This is a genomic window from Paraburkholderia polaris, assembly GCF_012927345.1.
GTDB classification, from domain to species: Bacteria; Pseudomonadota; Gammaproteobacteria; order Burkholderiales; family Burkholderiaceae; genus Paraburkholderia; species Paraburkholderia polaris.
The window spans coordinates 66807-87166 of sequence record NZ_JABBGJ010000027.1 but is presented as its reverse complement, the minus strand read 5'-3'; the positions used below and the strand labels follow the sequence as shown (position 1 = coordinate 87166).

Here is a 20360-nt window from a genome sequence, read left to right as displayed (position 1 = left end):
GAACCGTTATGTCCACTCAGTTCGAATCGATCGCGACACGCGCTCCGGCCATCGGCGCGGACCCAGGCGACGTCAACCGCGCCGTAGCGCGGCGTGGGCTCTCACGCGGCGTCCTGATTGCGGCCCTCGCTGCGATAGCGTGGTTCGGCAGCGCCGCGCTGACCGAATGGTGGCCGAGTGCGGACGACTGGCCGTACACGAAAGAATTCATCGCGCTCAAGCTGCTGCTTGCGGCATTCGCTGTCGCGACGGGCGTCGCGGGATGGCGCAGTCAAGCCTCGAAGGCGCAGACGCCGACGCGTACCGATGCATGGCTTCACGCGATGCCGTGGCTGCTCGCGCTGGCACTCGGCGTGAGCGTATGGGAAGCCGTCACGGCGCAACTCGAGTGGCTGCCGCGGCCCTTCTTTGCTCCACCGCAAGCGCTGATCGGAGTCTATGCCGAAGACTACCCGCGGCTTGGGTCGAGCGTCGTGCATTCGTTTGGACTCCTCGCCTATGGCTACGTGTTGGGCGCAGCGGCGGGTTTCGTGATGGGGGTGAGTATCGGCTGGTCGCAGGCCGTGAGCTACTGGGTCCATCCAGTCCTGCGATTGATCGGACCGTTACCGGCGACCGCCTGGTTGCCGCTGGCGTTCTTCTTCTTTCCGTCGAGCTTTAGCGCGAGTGTGTTCCTGATCGCGCTGGCGACCGCCTTTCCGGTTGCCGTGCTGACCTGGTCGGGTGTGGCCGGTGTCAACTCGGCCTACTACGACATCGCGCGCACGCTCGGCGCGAGACCCGGTTTTCTGATCCTGCGCGTCGCGATTCCGGCGGCGCTGCCGTCGGTGTTCGTTGGCCTGTTCATGGGGCTTGGCGCGTCGTTTTCGGTGCTGATCGTCGCGGAAATGATGGGCGTGAAAGCGGGACTCGGCTGGTATCTGCAATGGGCACAGGGCTGGGCGGCCTATTCGAATATGTATGCCGCGCTGCTCGTGATGGCGCTGATGTGCTCCGGTCTGATCACGTTGCTGTTCCGCCTGCGTGACCGCTTGCTGGCGTGGCAAAAAGGATTGCTCAAATGGTAGCCGTACCTGAAGTGCTGAATCAGGCCGCCGCTGCGGTGCCGGTTCGTGATGGCGCGCGCATCGACGTGCGCCATGTCAGCCATCAATTCGCGCTCCACGGCGCTGCGTTGCCGGTGCTGGATGACGTCAGCTTCGCCGTCGAGCCGGGGGAGTTCGTCGCGCTGCTTGGCCCGAGCGGTTGTGGCAAGTCCACCTTGCTGCGTCTCGTGGCGGGGCTCGATACGCCGACGCAGGGCAGTGTGCAGGCCGACGGCGCCGCGATCACCGGTCCCGATCCGTCGCGCGTGGTGGTGTTCCAGGATCCGACCTTGTACCCATGGCGTACGGTGCGCGGCAACGTCGGGATCGGTCCGCAGGCGCAGCGCAAACGCTTCGCCCGGCGCAGCGGTCCACAGGAAGAACGGGTGCAGCAACGGATCGACGCCGCGCTGGAACTGGTCGGTCTCAGTGACTTCGCCGAAGCGTTTCCGCATCAATTGTCGGGCGGCATGGCGCAGCGGGTCGCGCTGGCCCGCGCGCTCGTCAACGATCCGGCGCTGCTGGTGCTGGACGAGCCGTTCGGCAAGCTCGACTCCCTCACACGTATCCGCATGCAGGGCGAACTGGCGCGGCTCTGGCAGGACGCCCGTTTTTCCGTGCTGCTGGTGACGCACGACGTCGAAGAGGCGCTGTTGCTCGCCGACCGCGTGATCGTTTTCAGCGAGCGGCCGGCGCGCGTGGTCGCCGAAGTGCGCAACGACGCGCCGTATCCGCGCCATCGCGACGATCCGAAACTGGTGGCGCTGCGCCGCGAGGTGCTCGCCCAGCTCGGACTCGACACCTGAACCCGAACGAATAAAACAATCGATTACGACCTGAGGAACAGTCAACCATGAATCCCTACGATGAATCTCCGCTGAGCCCCGGCCGCCGCGCGTGGTTGCGCAAGACGGCCTGGACTGCGGGAGCCGCGGCGCTCGGTGGTGCGTCTCTGGGTATGTCGGGCTCGCTCGCTTTTGCGCAAACGCCGCAGGCTCCGCTCAAGCCGCTCAAGCTTTCCTGGAACGCGGGCGCGATCTGCACCGCGCCTGTGGCCGTTGCAGTGAAGCAGGGCTTTTTCGAGCGGCACGGGTTGCAGGTGGAACTCGTGAATTTTTCCGGTTCGACGGACCAGTTGCTCGAGGCGATCGCGACGGGCAAGTCCGACGCAGGCGTCGGCATGGCGCTGCGCTGGCTCAAACCGCTGGAGCAGGGCTTCGATGTGAAACTGACTGCCGGGATTCACGGCGGTTGCATGCGTTTGCTGGCCACGCGTGCGTCGGGCATCGTCGATGTGGCGGGACTGAAGGGCCGCACGATCGGCGTCAGCGACATGGCAAGTCCCACCAAGAATTTCTTCGCCATCGTGTTCAAGAAGATCGGTATCGATCCGGAACGCGACGTGAACTGGCGTCAGTACCCGGCGAATCTATTGGGCGAGGCGCTGAAAAAAGGCGAAGTGCAGGCGATCGCGGATGGTGACCCGAACATCTGGACGATCCGCGAATCCGATTACCTGTATGAAGTGTCGAACAATCTGTGCGGCGAATATCAGGCGCGTTCGTGCTGCGTGCTGGGCGTGCGCGGTTCGCTGGTGCGAAAGGATCGCGCTACCGCGCAGGCATTAACGCAGGCGCTGCTCGACGCGACCGAGTGGACCGCCAATCATCCGGCCGATGCGGCGGCGATTTTCTCGGTCTACACGCCGTCCGCAGAGGTCAGCCAACTGACTGCGATGCTCAAGAGCCATACCGATCACCATCATCCGGTCGGCGACGCGTTCAAGAAGGAGATTTCGCTTTATGCCGACGACCTGAAGGCGGTTGGCGTGCTCAACAGCGGGACTGATTCGAACCGTCTGGCGGATCGGGTGTTCTCGAACGTGCTGGCGTAGCGGCGAGCAATATCCGGCTGTTATGCGGTCTACGGCGATCGATATACGAAATCATCGTTTGGCCATGACAGGAGGCATCGTTACGCTAATCGGCTCGCCTAAGATGCGCCGACGCCATGATGAATCCGCACAACTCTCCGCCGTCGCGCGGCCGCCGTCGACTGCTTGGTCGTCTGGCGGCCGGTGGCCTCGTTGTTTCCCACGCCGCGGCAGCAAGCGAATTGCTCAAGCCGATCACGGTGGCGCAATCGAGCCGCGTGCCCGGCGCGCCGATCCTCGAGCATCCGTACGGCGTGCCGTCACTGCACGAAGCGGATGTCGTGCGGCGGAGTGCGCGCGCGTGGCCGCTGCCCGGCGCGGCTTCGTCGATGACACCGCTCGCCGATCTGCACGGCACGCTTACCCCCAACGGGCTGGTCTACGAACGTCATCACGGCGGCGTGCCTGACATCGATCCCGATCAGCATCGGCTGGCGATTCACGGCCTCGTGCGTACCCCGAAACTCTTCACGATGGACGACCTGCTGCGCCTGCCGTCCGAATCGCGTATCCATTTTCTCGAATGTTCCGGTAATACCGGCAACGAATGGAATGGCCCGAGCGGCATGCCGGTGCAACTTACGCACGGTCTGCTGTCGTGCTGCGAATGGACCGGCGTGCGTTTGTCGACTTTGCTGGAGGAGGTGGGTGGCCTGTCGAACCCGATCGATCCGGCGGGTGGCTGGTTGCTGGCGGAAGGCGCGGATGCCGCAGCGATGACGCGCAGCTTGCCGCTCGAACGGATACTCGACCGCGCGCTCGTGGTCTACGCGCAAAACGGCGAACGCTTGCGTCCTGAGAACGGCTATCCGTTGCGTCTGATCGTTCCCGGCTTCGAGGGCAATACGAACGTCAAGTGGCTGCGCCGGCTGAAGGTGGTCGATGCGCCGTTGCAAACGCGAGAGGAAACCTCGAAGTACACCAGCCTGCTCGCGAACGGCACCGCGCGTCAGTTTGCGTTCGAGATGGACGCGAAGTCGGTGATTACGCGGCCGTCGCCGGGGCATCGCCTCACCACGCACGGCTATTACCCGATCACCGGTCTGGCCTGGTCCGGACGCGGCACGATCCGCAAGGTGGAAGTGTCGACCGATGGCGGTGCGACGTGGCGTCTCGCGCGTCTGGACGGTCCTATCCACGATCGCGCGCTCACGCGCTTTCAGGCGGACTGGCGCTGGGACGGCGGCGCTGCCGCGATTCTCTCGCGCGCCACCGATTCGACCGGCTACGTGCAACCCACGCGTGCCGAACTCGTCGCGGCGCGGGGCCTGAATTCGCAGTACCACTACAACGCGATCCAGCAATGGCGGGTGGATGCAAGCGGCGAGGTGCGCAATGCGTAATGGCCGTTCGATACGCACGCCGGCGCGAGTGATACTCGCCGTGCTGCTGCCGCTCGTGGCGCTGGCATCGTGTTCTTCGATCGCGCCGGGCGTACAGAACACGGAGGCGGCCTACGGTATCGGCACACCGCTCACCGATCTGGACCTCGCTGCCTGGAACATTGACGTCGCGCCGGATGGCCGTGGCCTGCCTCCGGGCAGCGGCGACGTCGCCACCGGCGCGCACGTATTTGCCGCGAAATGCGCAGCGTGCCATGGGGCGCAAGGCGAGGGCGGCCTCGGCGATCCGCTGGTAGGCGGTCAGGGCACGCTCGCGAGCGCGAAGCCGAAGCGCACCGTGGGCAGCTATTGGCCCTATGCGACGACCCTTTTCGATTACATTCGCCGCGCGATGCCTTACAACGCGCCCGAATCGCTCTCCGCTGACGAGGTGTATGCGCTCAGCGCATTCCTGCTCAACCAGAACGGCATCGTGCCGGCGAATACGCGGCTCGATGCGGCCTCGCTGCCGCGCGTGGTGATGCCCAACCGTAACGGTTTCGTGGCCGATCCGCGGCCGGGCCAACTATGAGGCGCTCGCGCTTCGGCCCCGGGGTCGAGGGGCGAAGCGAAGCAAATCGCCGGTATCTGCCGGCTCAGGTAGCCGGGGCAACTGGCGCATTCGGCGTGTACTTCCGTAATCGTTGGGGATATTGAACAGCCGCATTCGCCTGCGCGAGAGGCGGGTGGCAGCCATTCTTTGCGGCCCTGGAACTGGTATTGGCGCGGATAGATTGATGCTGGCACAATCCAAAACCAGGCTCGGCCGAAACGGGGCCTGCCCGCACCACAGGTTGCGCCAGCCAGGAATGGCGATACTCACGATTCGAGGCTTAACGATCCAATGAATCCATCGGAAAGCATTGACCAGCTGATCGCAGGCATCACGGACTGGCGCGGCAAAACGTTCGCCGGCATCCGCAAGACCATTCTTGAGGCCGACCCGGAGATCATCGAGGAATGGAAGTGGATGGGAAGCCCGGTGTGGTCTCGCGACGGAATGATCGCGGTCGCCAACGCCCACAAAGGGAAGGTGAAGCTGACCTTTGCCCACGGAGCGGGCCTCCCGGATCCTGACAAGCTCTTCAACGCGGGCCTCGAAGGCAACGCGAGACGGGCGATCGATTTCTTCGAGGGCGATAAGGTCAACGGACCGGCTTTAAAAAAACTCGTCCGTGCCGCTATCGAATACAACCAGACCAAATTGAAGAAAAATGCGCCTGCGGGTGCTCGAGCGAAAGTACACAAGAGTAAAGAGACGTGAAGCTATAGGCATTGCCTGGACGTATCCAGCGCTCGAGGGTTTTTCAGCGCGACAGCAACGAAACAGTTGCGATGCCCAGGATAGTCATCACGAGCGAAGCCGCCACGTGAATGACGATCTCGCCGGCCGCCCAGCCGAGCCGGCCGTCCTGCAAGCGCTGCACGACTTCCGCCGAGAACGTCGAGAAAGTCGACAGGCCGCCCATCAAGCCCGTGATAACGAAGAGCCGCCATTCGGGCGCGATCTGTGGCGCCCGTGCGAACCCCGCGACCGCGACGCCGATGACGTAGCCCGCGATCACGTTAGCGGCGAAGGTGCCGAGCGGCAAACCTGTGAACAGGCCGTTCAGACGGATACCGAGAAACCAGCGGAACAGCGAACCGAGCGCGCCGCCAATGCCGACCGCGAGAATGGACAAATACATGCAAAAGTACTCTGGCGAAGCCAAAAGGTCGAGAAACCGGACTGAGCGGGAGGCGTGATGCCGCGTCGCAGTCGTCCGGGCGAGGCAGGCATCATCAGCCATCAAGGGCGGCTAGTGAATAACCGGGAGAATGCCATCTGCAGCGCGCAAGTCTAGCATCGGCCAGGCATGGGGGACAGGTGAGCGCAGTCGCTGGTTTGCGGCCAGCCCATCAGCCGACGCTTTCGCGTTCCGGCGTCGCCGAAATCTTGTGGATCGACAGGTCCGCACCGTTGTATTCGTCTTCCTGGTCGAGCCGCAAGCCCACCGTCAGGCGAATGGCCCCGTACACGAGCGTGCCGCCGAGGGACGCCACCACGATGCCGCCCAGCGTGCCGACCAGTTGCGCGCCGAACGATACGCCGCCCAGGCCACCGAGCGCATGCAGACCGAAGATGCCGGCCGCGAGGCCGCCCCACGCGCCGCACAGACCATGCAGCGGCCACACGCCGAGCACGTCGTCGATGCGCCAGCGGTTCTGCACGCAGGTGAACATAGTGACGAACAGCACGCCCGCAATGCCGCCCGTCACCAGCGCGCCGAGTGGATGCATCACGTCGGAGCCCGCGCATACCGCGACCAGCCCGGCGAGCGGGCCGTTGTACGTGAAGCCGGGATCGTTGCGGCCCGCGAGCCACGCGGTCAGCGTGCCGCCGACCATCGCCATCAACGAATTGACGGCCACGAGGCCGCTGATCTTGTCGATCGTCTGCGCGCTCATCACGTTAAAGCCAAACCAGCCGACCGCCAGCACCCATGCGCCGAGCGCGAGGAACGGAATATTCGACGGCGGATGCGCGGCGATGCCACCGTCGCGGTGATAGCGGCCATGGCGCGCGCCGAGCAACAGCACGGCCGGCAACGCGACCCAGCCGCCGAAGGCATGCACCACCACTGAGCCTGCGAAGTCGTGAAACGGTACCCCGAATACCTGGGTGAGCCAGTTCTGGATGCCGAAGCGGCCGTTCCACACGATCCCTTCGAAGAACGGATAGATGAAGCCGACCAGCACAAAGGTGGCGAACAGCTGCGGATTGAATTTCGAGCGCTCGGCGATACCGCCCGACACGATCGCCGGAATCGCCGCCGCAAAGGTCAGCAGGAAGAAGAAGCGCACCAGCGCATAGCCGTTGTGCGCGGCCAGCGACTCGGCGCTGCCGAAGAACTGCACGCCATAGGCGATCGTGTAGCCGATGAAGAAATACGCGATTGTCGAGACTGAGAAGTCCACCAGAATCTTGACCAGCGCATTGACCTGATTCTTTTTGCGGACCGTGCCGAGTTCGAGAAACGCGAATCCCGCATGCATGGCCAGCACCATCGCGGCACCCAGCAAAAGGAAGAGGGTATCGGTGCCGGTTTTCAGATTTTCCATCGATGTGTCCCGCTTATGCCAAAAAAGCGGGCATTGAATGCAAGAAGCGGGCCAAATTTGTGCTGGTAAGCATCGATCAGGTGCAAATCCGCACCGGGATGGGTTTCATATCACGCGTTGCCGCTCGAGCGATGCACTATGCTTTGCACCTTGAATAACGACAAAAGCACAATATAAGTGCATTACGGTTTCATAACGGCCCCTATGATCCAAATGCGGGCAAAATATTCGATTTGATTTACGTTTAATTCAAAAGCCTGACGTTTTATACGCAATCGTTGCGTGCGGGGACGAATCTGGCGTCAGAAGCCTGTTCGGTGGCGCATCATCTTTGTCTTCCTGCTTAAACGCCGACATAATGTGCCGTCCCGTGCACGATCTGCCGGCCATCGACCTCCAATGCGTACGCATGAGACTGACCACTAAAGGCCTGTTGCTGATCGCAATTCCGGCCATCTTCGAACTGGCGCTGCTGTCCGGCCTGGTCAAGGCACAGTCCGACGCGGCGCAAGCCGAGCAGTGGGCCATCCATAGCGAAGACGTGCTGCGCCAGACCACCGCGATTCTCGATCCGGTGCTGGGTGAGTCCGTGGCGCTGCGTGGCGCGGTGCTCGCCGACGGTACCCACTTTACGACGCCGGTCACCTTGTGGATGGACGTCGACCATCGCATCGATCAATTAGCCGAACTGGTTGCCGATAACCCGGCGCAAGTCGAGCGCGTGGTGCAGGTGCGTCAGGCAGTGCAGGGGTATCGTCAATGGTCGGACCGCGTGCAGGACATGCTGCATTCGGGGCGGCGGCGCGATCTGCTCGAACGCTTTCGCGACCTGGCCCCGGCCGACGTGCTCGATCGCTTCCGTCAGCAGGTGGTGGCCTTCCAGACCGAAGAGCGGCGTCTCGACACGTTGCGCTCGAATGCCGCCGACGCCGCGCGTGAACGGCAACAGACGCTGGTCGTCGCGGCCGTCTTCGGCTCCTTGCTGTTCGTCGCGCTGGCCGTCTGGTTGTTCACGCGCGGCGTGCGCGGCCGGCTCGCGTTGCTGTCCGATAACGCCGGGCGGCTCGCGGGCAACGAGCCGCTGGCGCCGATCGGCCCGGGCCGCGACGAAATCGCCCGGCTCGATCTGACCTTGCATGAAACCAGCCGGCGCCTGCTCGAAGCTGAGCGCATCCAGGCGCGTTTCCAGTCCGATCTCGCGCGCCGCGCCGGTGAACTGGCGCGCATCAACGAGACCTTGCGGCAACAGACCCAGGAAAACGAAATGTTCATCTACAGCGTGTCGCACGACCTGCGTGCGCCGCTGGTGAATCTGCAAGGCTTCTCGAAAGAACTGACGCGCGCCTGCGACGAATTGCGCGCGGTGCTGCGCCAGTCGTCGCTCGCGGCAGAACCGCGGCAGCGCATCGAACGGGTGGTGGACGAAGATATCGGCGAGGCGCTGCACTTCCTGCAGACGGCCGTGTTGCGGGCATCTCATATCATCGACGCGCTGTTGCGACTGTCGCGTGTCGGCCGTGTCGAGTACCGGCAGCAAAAGGTCGAAGTGCGGGATATCGTGCCGCGCGTGGTCGATGCCATGCAAGGGTCGATCCGGGCGCGCCGGGCGCATGTGATCGTCGACGAATTGCCGCCGGTGTGGGGCGACCCGACGGCGCTCGAACAGGTATTCGCGAACCTGATCGGCAATGCGGTCAATTATCTGGACCCGGCGCGCGAAGGCCAGATCGAAATTGGTACGACGCCGGCGCCGCCGGGCGTGCATTCGCTACGGATTTTCTACGTGCGGGACAATGGCCTGGGCATTCCGGCGGTCGCGCTGCCGCGGCTTTTCAACGCGTTTCAAAGGCTGCACGGCAATGTGGCGGCGGGTGAGGGCATCGGGCTTGCGCTCGTGCGTCGCGTGGTGGAGCGGCACGGCGGGCGCGTGTGGGCGGAGTCGAAAGAGGGGGTGGGCACGACGTTTTATCTGTCGCTGCCCGAAGCCGGGGTGCGGACGGCGCAACAGGCTGTCGAAACGCATGCCACGTTGGTGGAGGGTGCTCACGCGGTTCGTGATGTGCGCGAAGTGCGCGCGAGCCCCGGTGATCGTGACGGCCTCGGCTTGAGCGGCGGTGCGGCAGCGCAGGCCGCCAATGCCGCGCCGGGCGTCAGTACGCGGTAAACAGCCGGCGCGGTTTGAGCAGTTTGCTGCCGCGAATCGACCAATAGCAGCCGCAGGCGATCAGGATCGCAACGCCGCTCAGCGCCTGGAGCGGCGCCGGGTGCAGGCCGGGCAGGCCGTCCAGGGCGAACAGGCCGCGCGCGACAATCAATAGCGCCGCCCACAACGAGCACGCCGCTTGCACCAGCATGCGCGTGCCCGCCAGACGTCGCGCGCGGTTTTCTCGCGACCAGTTAGCCGGCGTGCGCGCGCAGAAAAAAGCAATCGCCATCAACGTGACGGCGAGAATGACGATCCAATCAGTCAGTTCCATCGAAAAAGGCTCCCAGGTCAACCGGCGACTATAGGAAAACCTTTCGCTGCGAACTATCGGACTAGTCTCAAATGCGGGTGCGTTCAGGCGAGCGCATTGCCGCGAGGGCAAGGCGCTCGCCCTAGGATCAGAGTTCGATCCGGGTGCCGAGCAGCACGAGGAATTGACGCAGCCACTCAGGATGAGCCGGCCATGCGGGAGCGGTGACGAAATTGGCGTCGGTAATCGCCGCGTCGACCGGAATGTCGGCGTACTCGCCGCCGGCCAGCTTCACTTCGGGCGCGCAGGCCGGGTAGGCGGAAATGCGCTTGCCGCGAATCACGTCGGCGGCGGCCAACAGTTGCGCGGCGTGGCAGATCGCGGCGATCGGCTTGCCCGCTTCGGCGAACTGCCGCACGAGTTCGATCACCTTGTGATTGAGCCGCAGATATTCCGGCGCACGGCCGCCTGCGATCGCCAGCGCGTCGTATTGACGGGAATCGGCGTCGTCGAACGTTGCATTGAGCGTGAATTGATGGCCAGGCTTTTCGGTGTAGGTCTGGTCGCCTTCGAAATCATGGATCGCGGTCTTGATCTTCTCGCCCGCTTTCTTGTTCGGACAGACAGCATCGACCACGTGGCCGACCGCCTGCAATGCCTGAAACGGCACCATCGTTTCGTAATCCTCGGCGAAGTCGCCGGTCAGGAACAGAATCTTCTTTGCTGCCATTGCATGCCTCCAATTGATCAACGGAACACATCGAATGCTCAGGGAGTCTACTCCAACACGTTTGACAGAACCGCGACGGAGCACGCAATGACGCATTTCGAATGGCGCGCGCTGCAAGTGGATGACACGGCGGCGCTGGCGCAGCTGTTTCGAGCCGCGGTTGGACAGCTTGCCGCCGCTGACTACGACGCCTCGGCGCGCGCCGCATGGGTGTCGGCCGCCGACGACGAACAAGCCTTCGCGACGCGGCTCGCGCGCGGTCTTACGCTGGTGGCGTTGTGCGAGGGCCAGCCGGCAGGCTTCGCGCAACTCTATCCGGCCGATCACGTCGAGATGCTGTACGTGGCCCCTGGCTATGCCCGGCAAGGTCTGGCGGCCGGACTGCTGGCGCGTCTTGAAGCGGTGGCGCGGCTGGGCGGAGCTACTGCGCTAAGCGCCGATGTCAGCCTCAGCGCGCGCCGCAGCTTCGAGTCTGCGGGCTTCCAGATGCTCGCCGCGGAGACCGTGCGGCGCAACGGCGTATCATTGGCGCGTTTTCGCATGCGGAAGCCGCTCGATGCGGCTCACACTCAGCCATGACTTTATTTACTCGTTCACCGTTGTTGCGCCGCGTCGCTGTTGTCGCCCTCGTGTTCGGCGGCCTCGCGGCTTGTCAGAAGAATGATGCGTCGGCACAGGTCGGCGGCAAGCTCAACGATGCGGCACAAGCCGCTGGTCAGAAGCTTGATCAGGCAGCCAGCTACGTCGGCCAGCAGGTCGATGCGACCAAAGCCACCGCGGAGCAGAACCTCGAATCGGCCTCCGCGCCGTCGATCACGATCGATCCAGCCGCGCTGGCGTCGACCGCGCAAGCCAACCTGCAAGGCGCGGCGAGCGCGACGAATGCGCAACTCGGCAAGGCGGCGGCACTGACCGGCCAGGGCCTCGAGACGGCGGGGCGCAAGCTGCAGGAGTGGTCGGCGCAAAGCTCGGCCTCGTCGGCGAGCGGTTCGGCTTCCTCGTCGGCATCGGGCGATTCCAGCGATGCGCAAAAGCAGATGGACAAGTGAGATGGCGGCCCGTGCGTCCATCCGTTTGACAGTCGGATTAAATGTAATTACTATGGTTACACATTGTCGCCGTAGGGCGGGTTTGCTGTGAATACGAGTAGCCGGTTTGCGTTCGCGGTGCATGTGCTGGCGCTGTTGTCGTTGCAGGAGGGCACACCGCTCTCGTCGGAGATGATCGCGGGCAGCGTCAATACGAATCCTGCGTTGATCCGGCGTCTGTTGACCATGCTGGCCGATGCGGGCCTCACTACCTCGCAACTCGGCGCGGGCGGCGGCGCGCTGTTGGCCCGTGCGCCTGACGACATCACCTTGCTCGAGGTCTATCACGCGGTAGACGACGCGCAATTGTTCGCCATGCATCGCGAGGAGCCGAATCCGGCGTGCATGGTGGGGCGCAATATCCAGGTCGTGCTGCGCGGTATCATCGACGAAGCGCAGCAGGCCATGGAAGCATCGCTCGGCGCACGCACGCTGGCCGATGCCACTTCCGACCTGGTGCGAGCCGAGCGGGCGCGTGAACGCAAGCGGCGTCCACAGGCGACCTAGTAAAGAAGCAGTACCGAAGGGCGTGTGTTCCGCAGTCGAGACACGCGCGCCTTGGAACGGACGGGGGCCCAGGCCCCTCTTTTTTCGGCGTTATATGTAATCAATGTAGTTACATATAAGCCAATAACAGGAGTATCGAAATGAGCAAACAGTTGAAGATCGCGTTGTTCGGCGCCACTGGCACGATCGGTTCGCGGATCGCCGCGGAAGCGGCCCGCCGCGGGCATCAGGTGACGGCGCTGGCGCGCAATCCGGCGCGCGTGCCGACGGATGTGGCGAATCTGAAGGCCGCGCAGGCCGATGTGCTCGACGCCGCGAGCGTCGGCGCGGCAGTACGCGGTCACGACGTGGTGGCGAGCGCCTATGCGCCGCCGCAAGACGATCTCGCGGCGCTGACCAAGGCGACCCACGCGCTCGTCGAGGGCGTGCGCGCAGCGGGCTTGAAGCGCCTCGTGGTGGTGGGCGGCGCGGGTTCGCTCGAAGTGGTGCCGGGTAAGCAACTGGTCGACACGGACGGTTTCCCGGACGCCTACAAAGCAATCGCCCTGGCCCATCGCGATGCGTTCGATTACTACCGCGGCGTCACCGACCTCGACTGGACTTTCTTCGCGCCGGCCGCGCTGATTGCTCCGGGCGAGCGCACCGGCAAGTTCCGCACGGGCGCGAACACGCTTCTGGCCGATGCTGAGGGCAACAGCCGCATTTCGGCGGAAGACTATGCGATCGCCTTCGTCGACGAATTGGAGCAGGGCCGTTTCGTCCGTCAGATCGCGACGGTGGCTTATTGAGCCTGAACGGACCGCGCGCGGCTCGTGTCGCGCCGGCCCGTTGCGTGTGTCCCGGCGGTCGCTCGAGGGGCGAGGGCAGCCCGCCAATCCTCGAATTGGCGCAAGCGTCCTAACAATCGGTTACGCATGTTCGGTCGCTGGCGGTAAAACTGCGGCTACACTGGCGTCTCCCGTTTTCTTACGGATCGCCATGCAGTCATGCCCATTGCGGCGTGAGTCCGGGGCCGCGCCGTCTAACGGCGGGCCACTGGCGACTTACGCCGCCTTTCATTTTTCTTCCAGTCATCTCGGATGCAGCGCGCGGCGCGGCATCCGCGCTCACGTCGCGACGTGGTTCGGCGCGTGGGTGGCCGCGGTCTGCCTCGCGCTGATCCTCGGTATCGGATGGATGCCGGCTACTGCCCAGGCCGCCGGCACCGCTGGCACCGGTACGCCGGTCATTCCGGCGTTGCAGAGCCTGATTAATAGCGCGACGGTGACGCCGACGCCTGCCTCCGCCGCCTCGGGCGCCTCGGCCGCGGAAGCGGCCTCCGCGCCGTCGCCCGCGAGCCAGGCGGAACTGGCGCGCTCGCTCGACAGCGTGATCGCCACGCTCGACAACGACCGGCAGCGCACCGCGCTCGTCGCCCAGCTCAAAAAGCTGCGCGAAGTCTCACAAAACGTCACGCCACCCGCGCCCGCGCAACCGAGTCCCGGCTTGCTTGGCGCGATCGCGTCGGGCATCGCGTCGTTCGAATCCGATGTGCATCAGGGCCGCACGCCGGTGCGCTATTGGGGCGGCCGCTTCAACGCGGCCGGCAACGAGCTCTACACGATCATTTCGGGCCAGGGGCAGGAGAGCTTCGGGCGCATCGTCTTTTCGATGATTGCGATGCTGGCCGGCTGGGGCGCGTGCGCCGGCGCGCTGATCTACGTGCAACACCGGCTATACCGGCGCTTCGGCATCCTGATGGGGCTCAACCCGAATCCCACCACGCGCGAACTGCTGATCTTCGCGCTGCGCCGCGTCGGCCCGTGGATCGTCGCCTTTCTCGCGGCGTTGCTGTTCGTGCGCGCGATGCCCGATGCGCTCGGGCGCACGCTCGGCATGGTGGTCGCCTATGCGATCGTCGCGGGTGCGGTGTTTTCGGCGATCTGTCTGATCATGTTTTCGCTGTTCGGCTCGGGGCATCGGCGGGTGGCGGTGCGTCTCCTGATCGATCACGCGCGGCGCGTGCTGTTCGTGGTCGGCGTATGCGCCGCGCTCGGCGACGCGGCGGTCAACTACGACGTCGCGCATCAACTCGGATCGAATCTCGCCGCGCTGATTTCGACGGCCGCCAACATGACGGCCGCCGTGCTCACCGGCTATTTCGCGTTGGCGTTCCGCCGGCCGGTCGCGCATCTGATTCGCAACCGGCCTTACGAGCAGCGCCACGATCATAAGGCCGCGACCGACGCGTTCGACGTGCTCGCCTCGCTCTGGCACGTGCCGGTACTGGTGCTCGCCACCGCGTCGGTGGTCGCCACGCTCGGCGGCTCGGGCTCCAGCGAAAACGTGCTGCAGATTTCGGTGGTGACCGCACTCTTGCTGGTGTTCGCATTCTTCCTGTCGGCCATCGTGCTGCGCATGACGCGTCCGCGCAGCCCGCGCGCGCGGCGCCGCTCGCCTTATCTGTCGCGCTTGCTGCGTTTTTGCGGCACGCTGCTGACGCTGTTCATCTGGCTGTTCTTCTTCGAACTGGCGGCGCGTTTGTGGGGGGTGTCGCTCGCGGAAGTCGTGGAGGAAAACGTTGCGGCGCGCGGGATCGCGCATGCGGTCACCGCGATCATCGCGACGGTGTTCATTTCATGGCTGCTGTGGATTCTGGTCGACACGGCGATTACCGAAGCCCTCAATCCGGGTGGTCCGCGCAACAAGTCGCGCAATCCGAGCATGCGGGCGCGCACGATGCTGCCGCTGCTGCGCAACGTGCTGCTGGTGTCGATCATGACGATTGCCGGCATCGTCACCGCGGCGAACCTGGGCATCAATGTGACGCCGCTGCTGGCCGGCGCCGGTGTGATTGGTCTCGCGATCGGTTTCGGCGCGCAGTCGCTCGTGACCGACCTGATCACGGGCCTGTTCATCATCATCGAAGATACGATTTCGGTCGGCGACTGGATCGACGTGGACGGGGGGCATGCAGGCACCGTCGAGCATCTGTCGATCCGCACCGTCCGTTTGCGCGATGGGCAAGGTGCGATTCACGCGATTCCGTTCTCGCAGATCAAGATCGTCAAGAACCTGTCGCGTGACTTCGCCTATGCGGTGTTCGAGGTGCGGATGTCGTTCTCGACCGACGTCGACCAGATCACGCAACTGATTCGGGAAGTCGGCGCCGATCTGATGGCCGACTTCCGCTACCGGCGCGAAATGCTTGGGCCGATCGAGGTGTGGGGGCTCGACCGTTTTGATCCGAACTGGATGGTCGTGAAAGGGCAGATCAAGACGCGGCCGTTGCAGCAATGGAGCGTGGCGCGCGCCTTCAATTTGAGGCTCAAACGCAAGATGGACGAAGCCGGTATCGAGATTCCGGTGCCGCAGATGCGGGTGTACACGTCGTCGAAAGATAGCGAAGGGCAGCCTTTGCAGGACGATGAACTGCCCCAAGTCGGTCCGCGTGGGCACGCGCATGCAGAGACGCCGGCTTCGACGCGGGCCGCGCATGCTGCCGTGGCGGTGGCGCGCGATGTATCACACGAGCCGCGTCCGGCGCCGCCGCCGACCGGGCAGACCGCGCCGATTCCGCCGCAGATTCCGACGGCCGGTGAAGCGGGCGGCAAAAGCTGATTGCGCCAGATGCGGGGTGAGAGGTCCCTGGCGGTCTGTGTCTTTACGCAGGAGGTACCGGTTTCAGACGAGTGCCGGTGCGTCGGCTGCGTGCACGATGTCGTTGACATGCGTGGCGATCTGCCCAGCCGCGACACCGTAAATATGCAGCGAGACGGCTGGCGCGTCGCTGCAATTTCCCAAGCGGTGAATGCCGCCCCTGCCGCCGCGCACAAACGACACGGCTCCGGTATTGCGTGCTTGTGTACGCGTGGCGCTTGCGCAGTGCTGTGCGCCATTCCATTCGAAGACCGTTTCGCTCAGCGTGCCGTCGATCACTGCGTAGCCGCACCACGTGTGGTGCGCATGCACTGGGCTTGCCTGGCGCGGCTGCCACACCAGCGCAGCGATCGCATAGCGACCGTGCGGATCGGCGGCCAGCAGATGACGCCGGTAATTTTCAGCGGAGCCTTCGCGTTGCGCCGGTGTGAGCAACGCGGGATTCGCCGCGGCTTCGGCCAGCGCGATGCGCATGCTGCGCGCGAAGAAGGTCGAATCCGACGGTTCGGGGAATTTCGCGCAGGCTTCGAACATCGCGTCGAGCACGTCGCACAGGTGCGCGAGCGGCGCGCCGCGGTGCGTGTGCGAGGGCGTTTCACTCGCCCCGGCAAACTGCGCGGCGTGGACGGGGGAACGGGCGACGGGTGTTGAACGGAGGTCTTGGCTCATGATCGCGGCGCAGCTGCATGGCTGCTTATCGGCTATTTTTGGATAGACATATTTATACCGGTTTGCCCGGAGAAAGAGTTTCCATATAATTCCACGCGGAGTCTTAAAAGTAGAATAATTTCCTATGAGGGTGTGACGATGGGAATGGATATCATCGATCGGAAGCTCCTTGAGCTGCTGCAGGAAGACGCAACCATGCCGATCGCCGAGCTGGCGCAGCGCGTGAATCTGTCGCAAACGCCGTGCTGGAAGCGGCTGCAGCGTCTGAAAGAAACGGGCGTGATTCGCGCCCAGGTGGCGCTGTGCGACGCGCGCAAACTCGGCGTCGGCACGACCGTGTTCGTCGCGGTGCGGACGAATCAGCACACTGAGGCTTGGGCGCAGACCTTTACGCGTGCGGTGCAGGAGATTCCGGAGGTGGTGGAGGTGTACCGGATGAGCGGTGAAACCGATTACCTGCTGCGCGTGGTGGTGTCCGACATCGACGACTACGATCGCGTCTATAAACTGTTGATCGCCGCCGTGCCGCTGTATGACGTGAGTTCGAGTTTTGCGATGGAACAGATTAAATATTCGACGGCGCTGCCGGTGCGGCCTTCGGCGGTGGTGGAGGGGCGTTGACTGCAAGCCGTGTGCAAGCTCAGTGGGCGTAGAATGCCGCCTTCCCAGACACTATCCGCGACTGCCTCGCGAACCGAGCCCGCCTCATGAACAAACCGCCGCGCAAGAAGAACCCGACCTTTGGCATTGCTGTTTTCATCGTGGTCGCGGTACTGCTGGTGATCGCCACGCTCTTCTATAACGCCATCACGGAAAAGCGCGATTTCGATCGCCAGAACGAGCCGGCGGCGATTTCATCGGACGCGGCGGCTGCGGCCGCTGCGGCTACCGCAGCGAAGCCCGCAAGCGGCGCCGCGCAATAAGGCAACGTGTAATAAGGCAACGTGTAATAAGGCAACGTGCAATAAGGCAACGCGCAATAAGGCAACGCGCAATACGGCGACGCGATCGATCGTCGGTCGGCCGTCGCGCCTGATTCGGCGGCGACGCCCGGCGCAAGGCTGATAGCTGGCGTGCCGGGGAAGGCCCGCTGCGAGCGCGCCGCACAGGACGCGCCGGGCGCTTATTGCAGCCCTCGTCGTTTCACTCTTCCGGCAGGCGAATCATGCTCGCATCCTTGCGAATCTGCGCCGACGCCGTCAGCATCTGCTTGCACTGATGGGCGAGCAATTTCATGTCGTGCACGGCGTCCGCCGAGTAGTCTGGCGATTTCTCCTTCTCGACCACCATCGCATCCAACTCACGCATCAGTTGTTTGACCTGCTCGCCCTGATCGGCGGGCGACGCGCTACCCGCTTCGGCCTCGGTCAGATTGTCGCGGACCACACTCAGCGCGCGTTGCAACGGCTGTAGGGAGACGCCGTCAGCCTGCTGCGCGGAGGTGCGCAGCAACGGCGCGGCCGCCGTGATCTGCGAGGCGAGCACGTGGCTGCGCACCAGCAGGTCGTTCAATTCCGGCACGAACTTCTGCGCGGACTTCGGCTCGAGCATCATGCGCTGGAATGCCTGGCCCAGATTGGCAAACGCGACGTGGACGTTCTTGCGCGCGAGCCGGTAGCGATAATCGCGATCGAGCGCTGTTGCAGCAGCTACGGCGGCAGGGGATGCGCCGCCGACCGGCTTGGCGGTCGGGTTGCTGATCGTGGTGGTGCCGGCGCTGCTTGAGCTAGCGTTTGCACCTGCGCTGGCACCGGCTTTGGGAGCGGCGTTGCCGCTCGCATTTGTTCCGGCGTTTGCCATCGCCAGCGCCGATGTGCCGAATTCGATCGCCGGATCAGCCATTGCTGCCGCGGGCGCAAACGCACCGGCCTCGGTCACCGTGGCGACCACCGCGGCGGCCGGCTTGCCGCTCCACCACCAGCTCGCTTCCAGATACTGCCGCGTCGCGTTGATCATGTTATTGACGAGCTTGCCCATCAAGCGGTATTCCCAGTAGGGGAACAGGTGGCTTGCCGCAATTGCGATCGCGCAGCCCACCACCGTATCGATTGCGCGTTCGCCGATGATGCGCATGCTGCCCGGCGCGAGCAGATGGAACATGAGCAGCACATACGAGGACGTGAACACCACGCTCGCCGTGTAATTGAACAGCAACAGGCTGTAGCTCATCACCATCGACGCGAACATCACCACCATCAGGATGTGCGGCTCCTTGACGAAGATCATCAACGCGATGCTCGCCGCACAGCCGATCAGCGTGCCGATGATCCGCTGCCCGTTGCGCTGCTTGGTCAGCGAATAGCCGGGCTTCAGAATGATGACGGTGGTCATCACGATCCAGTATGCGTTGGTGAGCGGCAGCAAACGGCCGAGCCAGAAACCCACGGCGACCGCAATCGTTACGCGCAGCGCATGGCGAAAGCTCGGCGAGGCCATGGTCAGATTCGAGAAGATCTGCCCGAACGGCACGCGACGGCTTGATACGAAGCGGGAGAGTGCCTGGTCGAGGCGCAGTTCGGTCTCGGTCCCGCTCGCGCCCGGATCGCTCGACAGGCTTTGGTGCATCTTGTTGATCAGGCGCGTGGCGCTCCAGATACGCCGGAAGGTGGACGATATCGCCGAATAAGCCTCAGGATTTTTGGCGGGCAGGCCCTGCTTGCGCATCAGTTCGATCTCGAACTCGATGGCGCGCAATTCGGCTTTTACATTCACGCGCGTGCGCGGCGGCTGGTTTTGCAGCACCGCGAGTCCGATTTCTTCGAGATCGGCTGCGGATTTGCGAATCAGGTCGCGGTAGAACACCAGCAGGTCGGAGCCGCCAAACGTGTTGCGTACCAGCGAGTAATCGACATGCGTGCCGACAAACAGTTCGTGCAGATCGACCGTATTGATGAACAGGTTGAACAGCATCGCCCGGCGCGGCTCGAGCCGGCCGGTTTTCAGCTTCGGCAGATTGCGCAGCACGATGTCGCGCGCGGCATCCTGACGATCGACCGCAGCGATCTGTTTGTCGACCAGATTGCGATAGCACTCGTCGAGATCGTTATTGATATCGTAAAAGGCGGCGCGCGCGAGCAGATAGTCCGCACACGCGAACACGCTTTCGGCGAGCGCCTGCTGTTCGATGCGATGCATCATCCAGCGGCTCACAAAGGTCGACCAGTACGTGTACCAGAGACCGCCCACCAGAATCCACGACGCATTGACGAGCGCCTGCATCGGCGTGAAATGCTCTTCCAGCGTCATGATCATCATGAACAGCGTGGCGAAGCTGATCTGCGGCCAGCGGTTGCCATACACGACAATCAATGAGAGCACGAACGTGAGCGGCACGACCGTGCACCATAACGCCACCGGGTTGACCGTGGCGAGGCCGGTGGCGAGCGCGGACAGGAAGCCGATCACCGTGCACGCCAGCATCTCGTTGTGCTTGTACTTGAGCGGGCCCGGCATATCGACTACGCATGCGCCAAGTGCGCCGGTCGCGATCGTGAAGCCGAGGTCGCGATCGTGAAATACGATCAAACACAATATGGCCGGTAACGACACGCCGACTGCGATGCGCAGGCCGCCATAAAAGTACTGGCTGTAAAGGAATTTTCTTATTTCAACCGAGTAGCGCATTGACTGCCTGGATTCCATTCACTGAGAAAACGCGGTTGAAAAGGTCGGCCCCGGGTCGACCCAAGGCCGACCTGGGGCCGACCCGGGGCAGACCCAAACTGCCGTCGAGTCTAACTGATTTTGTGCCTGATCTGACCTCGTCCAT

General features: G+C 63.8%; 20 protein-coding genes. 14 read left to right on the top strand and 6 right to left on the bottom strand.

The genetic code is table 11. The annotated features are described in order from the left end of the window. Positions 1-8 precede the first annotated feature (8 nt). From HHL24_RS24435 to HHL24_RS24410, 6 genes are all read left to right on the top strand, one after another. Positions 9-1067, top strand: coding sequence for an ABC transporter permease (locus HHL24_RS24435; protein WP_169487931.1), 1059 nt, complete (start codon positions 9-11; stop codon positions 1065-1067). Beyond that, positions 1061-1891, top strand: coding sequence for an ABC transporter ATP-binding protein (locus tag HHL24_RS24430; protein WP_169487930.1), 831 nt, complete (start codon positions 1061-1063; stop codon positions 1889-1891). Before HHL24_RS24435 ends, HHL24_RS24430 begins: the two co-directional genes overlap by 7 nt. A 47-nt stretch (positions 1892-1938) precedes the next feature. After that, on the top strand, positions 1939-2979 hold the full coding sequence (locus HHL24_RS24425) for an ABC transporter substrate-binding protein (protein WP_169487929.1): 1041 nt from the start codon (positions 1939-1941) through the stop codon (positions 2977-2979). 116 nt (positions 2980-3095) lie between these two features. Then, entirely contained in the window at positions 3096-4361 is a 1266-nt protein-coding gene (gene soxC, locus HHL24_RS24420) for a sulfite dehydrogenase (protein ID WP_169487928.1), read from the top strand. Beyond that, on the top strand, positions 4354-4932 hold the full coding sequence (locus HHL24_RS24415; RefSeq protein WP_169487927.1) for a c-type cytochrome: 579 nt from the start codon (positions 4354-4356) through the stop codon (positions 4930-4932). The genes soxC and HHL24_RS24415 overlap by 8 nt, the downstream gene beginning before the upstream one ends. 312 nt (positions 4933-5244) lie before the next feature. Then, positions 5245-5664 (top strand): DUF1801 domain-containing protein, encoded by a 420-nt coding sequence (locus HHL24_RS24410; RefSeq protein ID WP_169487926.1) that lies wholly within the window; start codon positions 5245-5247, stop codon positions 5662-5664. Positions 5665-5707: 43 nt separating this feature from the next. Here HHL24_RS24410 and crcB read toward each other — a convergent pair whose 3' ends face one another. Together crcB and HHL24_RS24400 are read right to left on the bottom strand one after the other, a co-directional pair. Then, the gene (crcB, locus tag HHL24_RS24405; protein ID WP_120293069.1) at positions 5708-6088 is read right to left on the bottom strand and encodes a fluoride efflux transporter CrcB; all 381 of its coding nucleotides are present in this window, start codon (positions 6086-6088) and stop codon (positions 5708-5710) included. 211 nt (positions 6089-6299) lie between these two features. Then, positions 6300-7502: an ammonium transporter gene (locus tag HHL24_RS24400; protein WP_169487925.1), complete on the bottom strand. Its 1203-nt coding sequence runs from the start codon at positions 7500-7502 to the stop codon at positions 6300-6302. Between the two features lie 409 nt (positions 7503-7911). Here HHL24_RS24400 and HHL24_RS24395 point away from each other — a divergent pair, with 409 nt between their 5' ends. After that, positions 7912-9666 (top strand): sensor histidine kinase, encoded by a 1755-nt coding sequence (locus HHL24_RS24395; RefSeq protein ID WP_169487924.1) that lies wholly within the window; start codon positions 7912-7914, stop codon positions 9664-9666. Here HHL24_RS24395 and HHL24_RS24390 read toward each other — a convergent pair. Both HHL24_RS24390 and HHL24_RS24385 read right to left on the bottom strand, forming a co-directional pair. After that, complete coding sequence (locus HHL24_RS24390) at positions 9653-9979, bottom strand: hypothetical protein (protein WP_169487923.1); 327 nt, start codon at positions 9977-9979, stop codon at positions 9653-9655. The two genes, HHL24_RS24395 and HHL24_RS24390, sit on opposite strands and share 14 nt — an antisense overlap. 127 nt (positions 9980-10106) lie before the next feature. Beyond that, positions 10107-10688, bottom strand: a complete 582-nt coding sequence (locus tag HHL24_RS24385; protein WP_030102684.1) for a DJ-1/PfpI family protein — start codon at positions 10686-10688, stop codon at positions 10107-10109. An 87-nt stretch (positions 10689-10775) separates the two neighbouring features. On the opposite strand from HHL24_RS24385, the gene HHL24_RS24380 reads away from it, so the two are divergent. The 5 genes from HHL24_RS24380 to HHL24_RS24360 all read left to right on the top strand — a co-directional run bounded on the left by HHL24_RS24380 (position 10776) and on the right by HHL24_RS24360 (position 15883). After that, complete coding sequence (locus HHL24_RS24380) at positions 10776-11267, top strand: GNAT family N-acetyltransferase (RefSeq protein ID WP_169487922.1); 492 nt, start codon at positions 10776-10778, stop codon at positions 11265-11267. Further along, positions 11264-11737, top strand: a complete 474-nt coding sequence (locus tag HHL24_RS24375) for a hypothetical protein (RefSeq protein ID WP_206002998.1) — start codon at positions 11264-11266, stop codon at positions 11735-11737. The genes HHL24_RS24380 and HHL24_RS24375 overlap by 4 nt, the downstream gene beginning before the upstream one ends. 87 nt (positions 11738-11824) lie before the next feature. Continuing rightward, positions 11825-12283 (top strand): Rrf2 family transcriptional regulator, encoded by a 459-nt coding sequence (locus tag HHL24_RS24370; protein WP_169487921.1) that lies wholly within the window; start codon positions 11825-11827, stop codon positions 12281-12283. A gap of 140 nt (positions 12284-12423) precedes the next feature. Continuing rightward, entirely contained in the window at positions 12424-13071 is a 648-nt protein-coding gene (locus HHL24_RS24365) for an NAD(P)-dependent oxidoreductase (protein WP_169487920.1), read from the top strand. Between the two features lie 190 nt (positions 13072-13261). After that, positions 13262-15883: a mechanosensitive ion channel family protein gene (locus HHL24_RS24360; protein WP_169487919.1), complete on the top strand. Its 2622-nt coding sequence runs from the start codon at positions 13262-13264 to the stop codon at positions 15881-15883. A 63-nt stretch (positions 15884-15946) separates the two neighbouring features. Here the strand turns inward: HHL24_RS24360 and HHL24_RS24355 are convergent, their stop codons facing one another. Continuing rightward, positions 15947-16456 carry a cysteine dioxygenase family protein gene (locus HHL24_RS24355; RefSeq protein ID WP_230417553.1) on the bottom strand — a complete coding sequence of 170 codons (510 nt, stop codon included), beginning with the start codon at positions 16454-16456 and terminating at the stop codon, positions 15947-15949. A gap of 273 nt (positions 16457-16729) precedes the next feature. On the opposite strand from HHL24_RS24355, the gene HHL24_RS24350 reads away from it, so the two are divergent. Together HHL24_RS24350 and HHL24_RS24345 are read left to right on the top strand one after the other, a co-directional pair. Then, positions 16730-17212, top strand: a complete 483-nt coding sequence (locus tag HHL24_RS24350) for an Lrp/AsnC family transcriptional regulator (protein ID WP_120305114.1) — start codon at positions 16730-16732, stop codon at positions 17210-17212. Positions 17213-17298: 86 nt separating this feature from the next. Continuing rightward, entirely contained in the window at positions 17299-17514 is a 216-nt protein-coding gene (locus HHL24_RS24345; RefSeq protein WP_169487917.1) for a hypothetical protein, read from the top strand. Between the two features lie 220 nt (positions 17515-17734). Here HHL24_RS24345 and HHL24_RS24340 read toward each other — a convergent pair whose 3' ends face one another. Further along, positions 17735-20215, bottom strand: a complete 2481-nt coding sequence (locus tag HHL24_RS24340; protein WP_169487916.1) for an FUSC family protein — start codon at positions 20213-20215, stop codon at positions 17735-17737. Between the last annotated feature and the right edge of the window lie 145 nt (positions 20216-20360).

Bases quoted from the DNA above. Each gene is read 5' to 3' on its own strand.
- HHL24_RS24395 (WP_169487924.1), top strand. From the start codon at position 7,912: ATGAGACTGACCACTAAAGGCCTGTTGCTGATCGCAATTCCGGCCATC.
- HHL24_RS24380 (WP_169487922.1), top strand. From the start codon at position 10,776: ATGACGCATTTCGAATGGCGCGCGCTGCAAGTGGATGACACGGCGGCG.
- HHL24_RS24390 (WP_169487923.1), bottom strand. From the start codon at position 9,979: ATGGAACTGACTGATTGGATCGTCATTCTCGCCGTCACGTTGATGGCG.
- HHL24_RS24400 (WP_169487925.1), bottom strand. From the start codon at position 7,502: ATGGAAAATCTGAAAACCGGCACCGATACCCTCTTCCTTTTGCTGGGT.
- crcB (WP_120293069.1), bottom strand. From the start codon at position 6,088: ATGTATTTGTCCATTCTCGCGGTCGGCATTGGCGGCGCGCTCGGTTCG.
- HHL24_RS24415 (WP_169487927.1), top strand. From the start codon at position 4,354: ATGCGTAATGGCCGTTCGATACGCACGCCGGCGCGAGTGATACTCGCC.
- HHL24_RS24360 (WP_169487919.1), top strand. From the start codon at position 13,262: ATGCAGTCATGCCCATTGCGGCGTGAGTCCGGGGCCGCGCCGTCTAAC.
- HHL24_RS24340 (WP_169487916.1), bottom strand. From the start codon at position 20,215: ATGCGCTACTCGGTTGAAATAAGAAAATTCCTTTACAGCCAGTACTTT.
- HHL24_RS24355 (WP_230417553.1), bottom strand. From the start codon at position 16,456: ATGTTCGAAGCCTGCGCGAAATTCCCCGAACCGTCGGATTCGACCTTC.
- HHL24_RS24375 (WP_206002998.1), top strand. From the start codon at position 11,264: ATGACTTTATTTACTCGTTCACCGTTGTTGCGCCGCGTCGCTGTTGTC.
- HHL24_RS24410 (WP_169487926.1), top strand. From the start codon at position 5,245: ATGAATCCATCGGAAAGCATTGACCAGCTGATCGCAGGCATCACGGAC.
- HHL24_RS24365 (WP_169487920.1), top strand. From the start codon at position 12,424: ATGAGCAAACAGTTGAAGATCGCGTTGTTCGGCGCCACTGGCACGATC.
- HHL24_RS24350 (WP_120305114.1), top strand. From the start codon at position 16,730: ATGGGAATGGATATCATCGATCGGAAGCTCCTTGAGCTGCTGCAGGAA.
- HHL24_RS24425 (WP_169487929.1), top strand. From the start codon at position 1,939: ATGAATCCCTACGATGAATCTCCGCTGAGCCCCGGCCGCCGCGCGTGG.
- HHL24_RS24385 (WP_030102684.1), bottom strand. From the start codon at position 10,688: ATGGCAGCAAAGAAGATTCTGTTCCTGACCGGCGACTTCGCCGAGGAT.
- HHL24_RS24435 (WP_169487931.1), top strand. From the start codon at position 9: ATGTCCACTCAGTTCGAATCGATCGCGACACGCGCTCCGGCCATCGGC.
- HHL24_RS24430 (WP_169487930.1), top strand. From the start codon at position 1,061: ATGGTAGCCGTACCTGAAGTGCTGAATCAGGCCGCCGCTGCGGTGCCG.
- HHL24_RS24345 (WP_169487917.1), top strand. From the start codon at position 17,299: ATGAACAAACCGCCGCGCAAGAAGAACCCGACCTTTGGCATTGCTGTT.
- soxC (WP_169487928.1), top strand. From the start codon at position 3,096: ATGATGAATCCGCACAACTCTCCGCCGTCGCGCGGCCGCCGTCGACTG.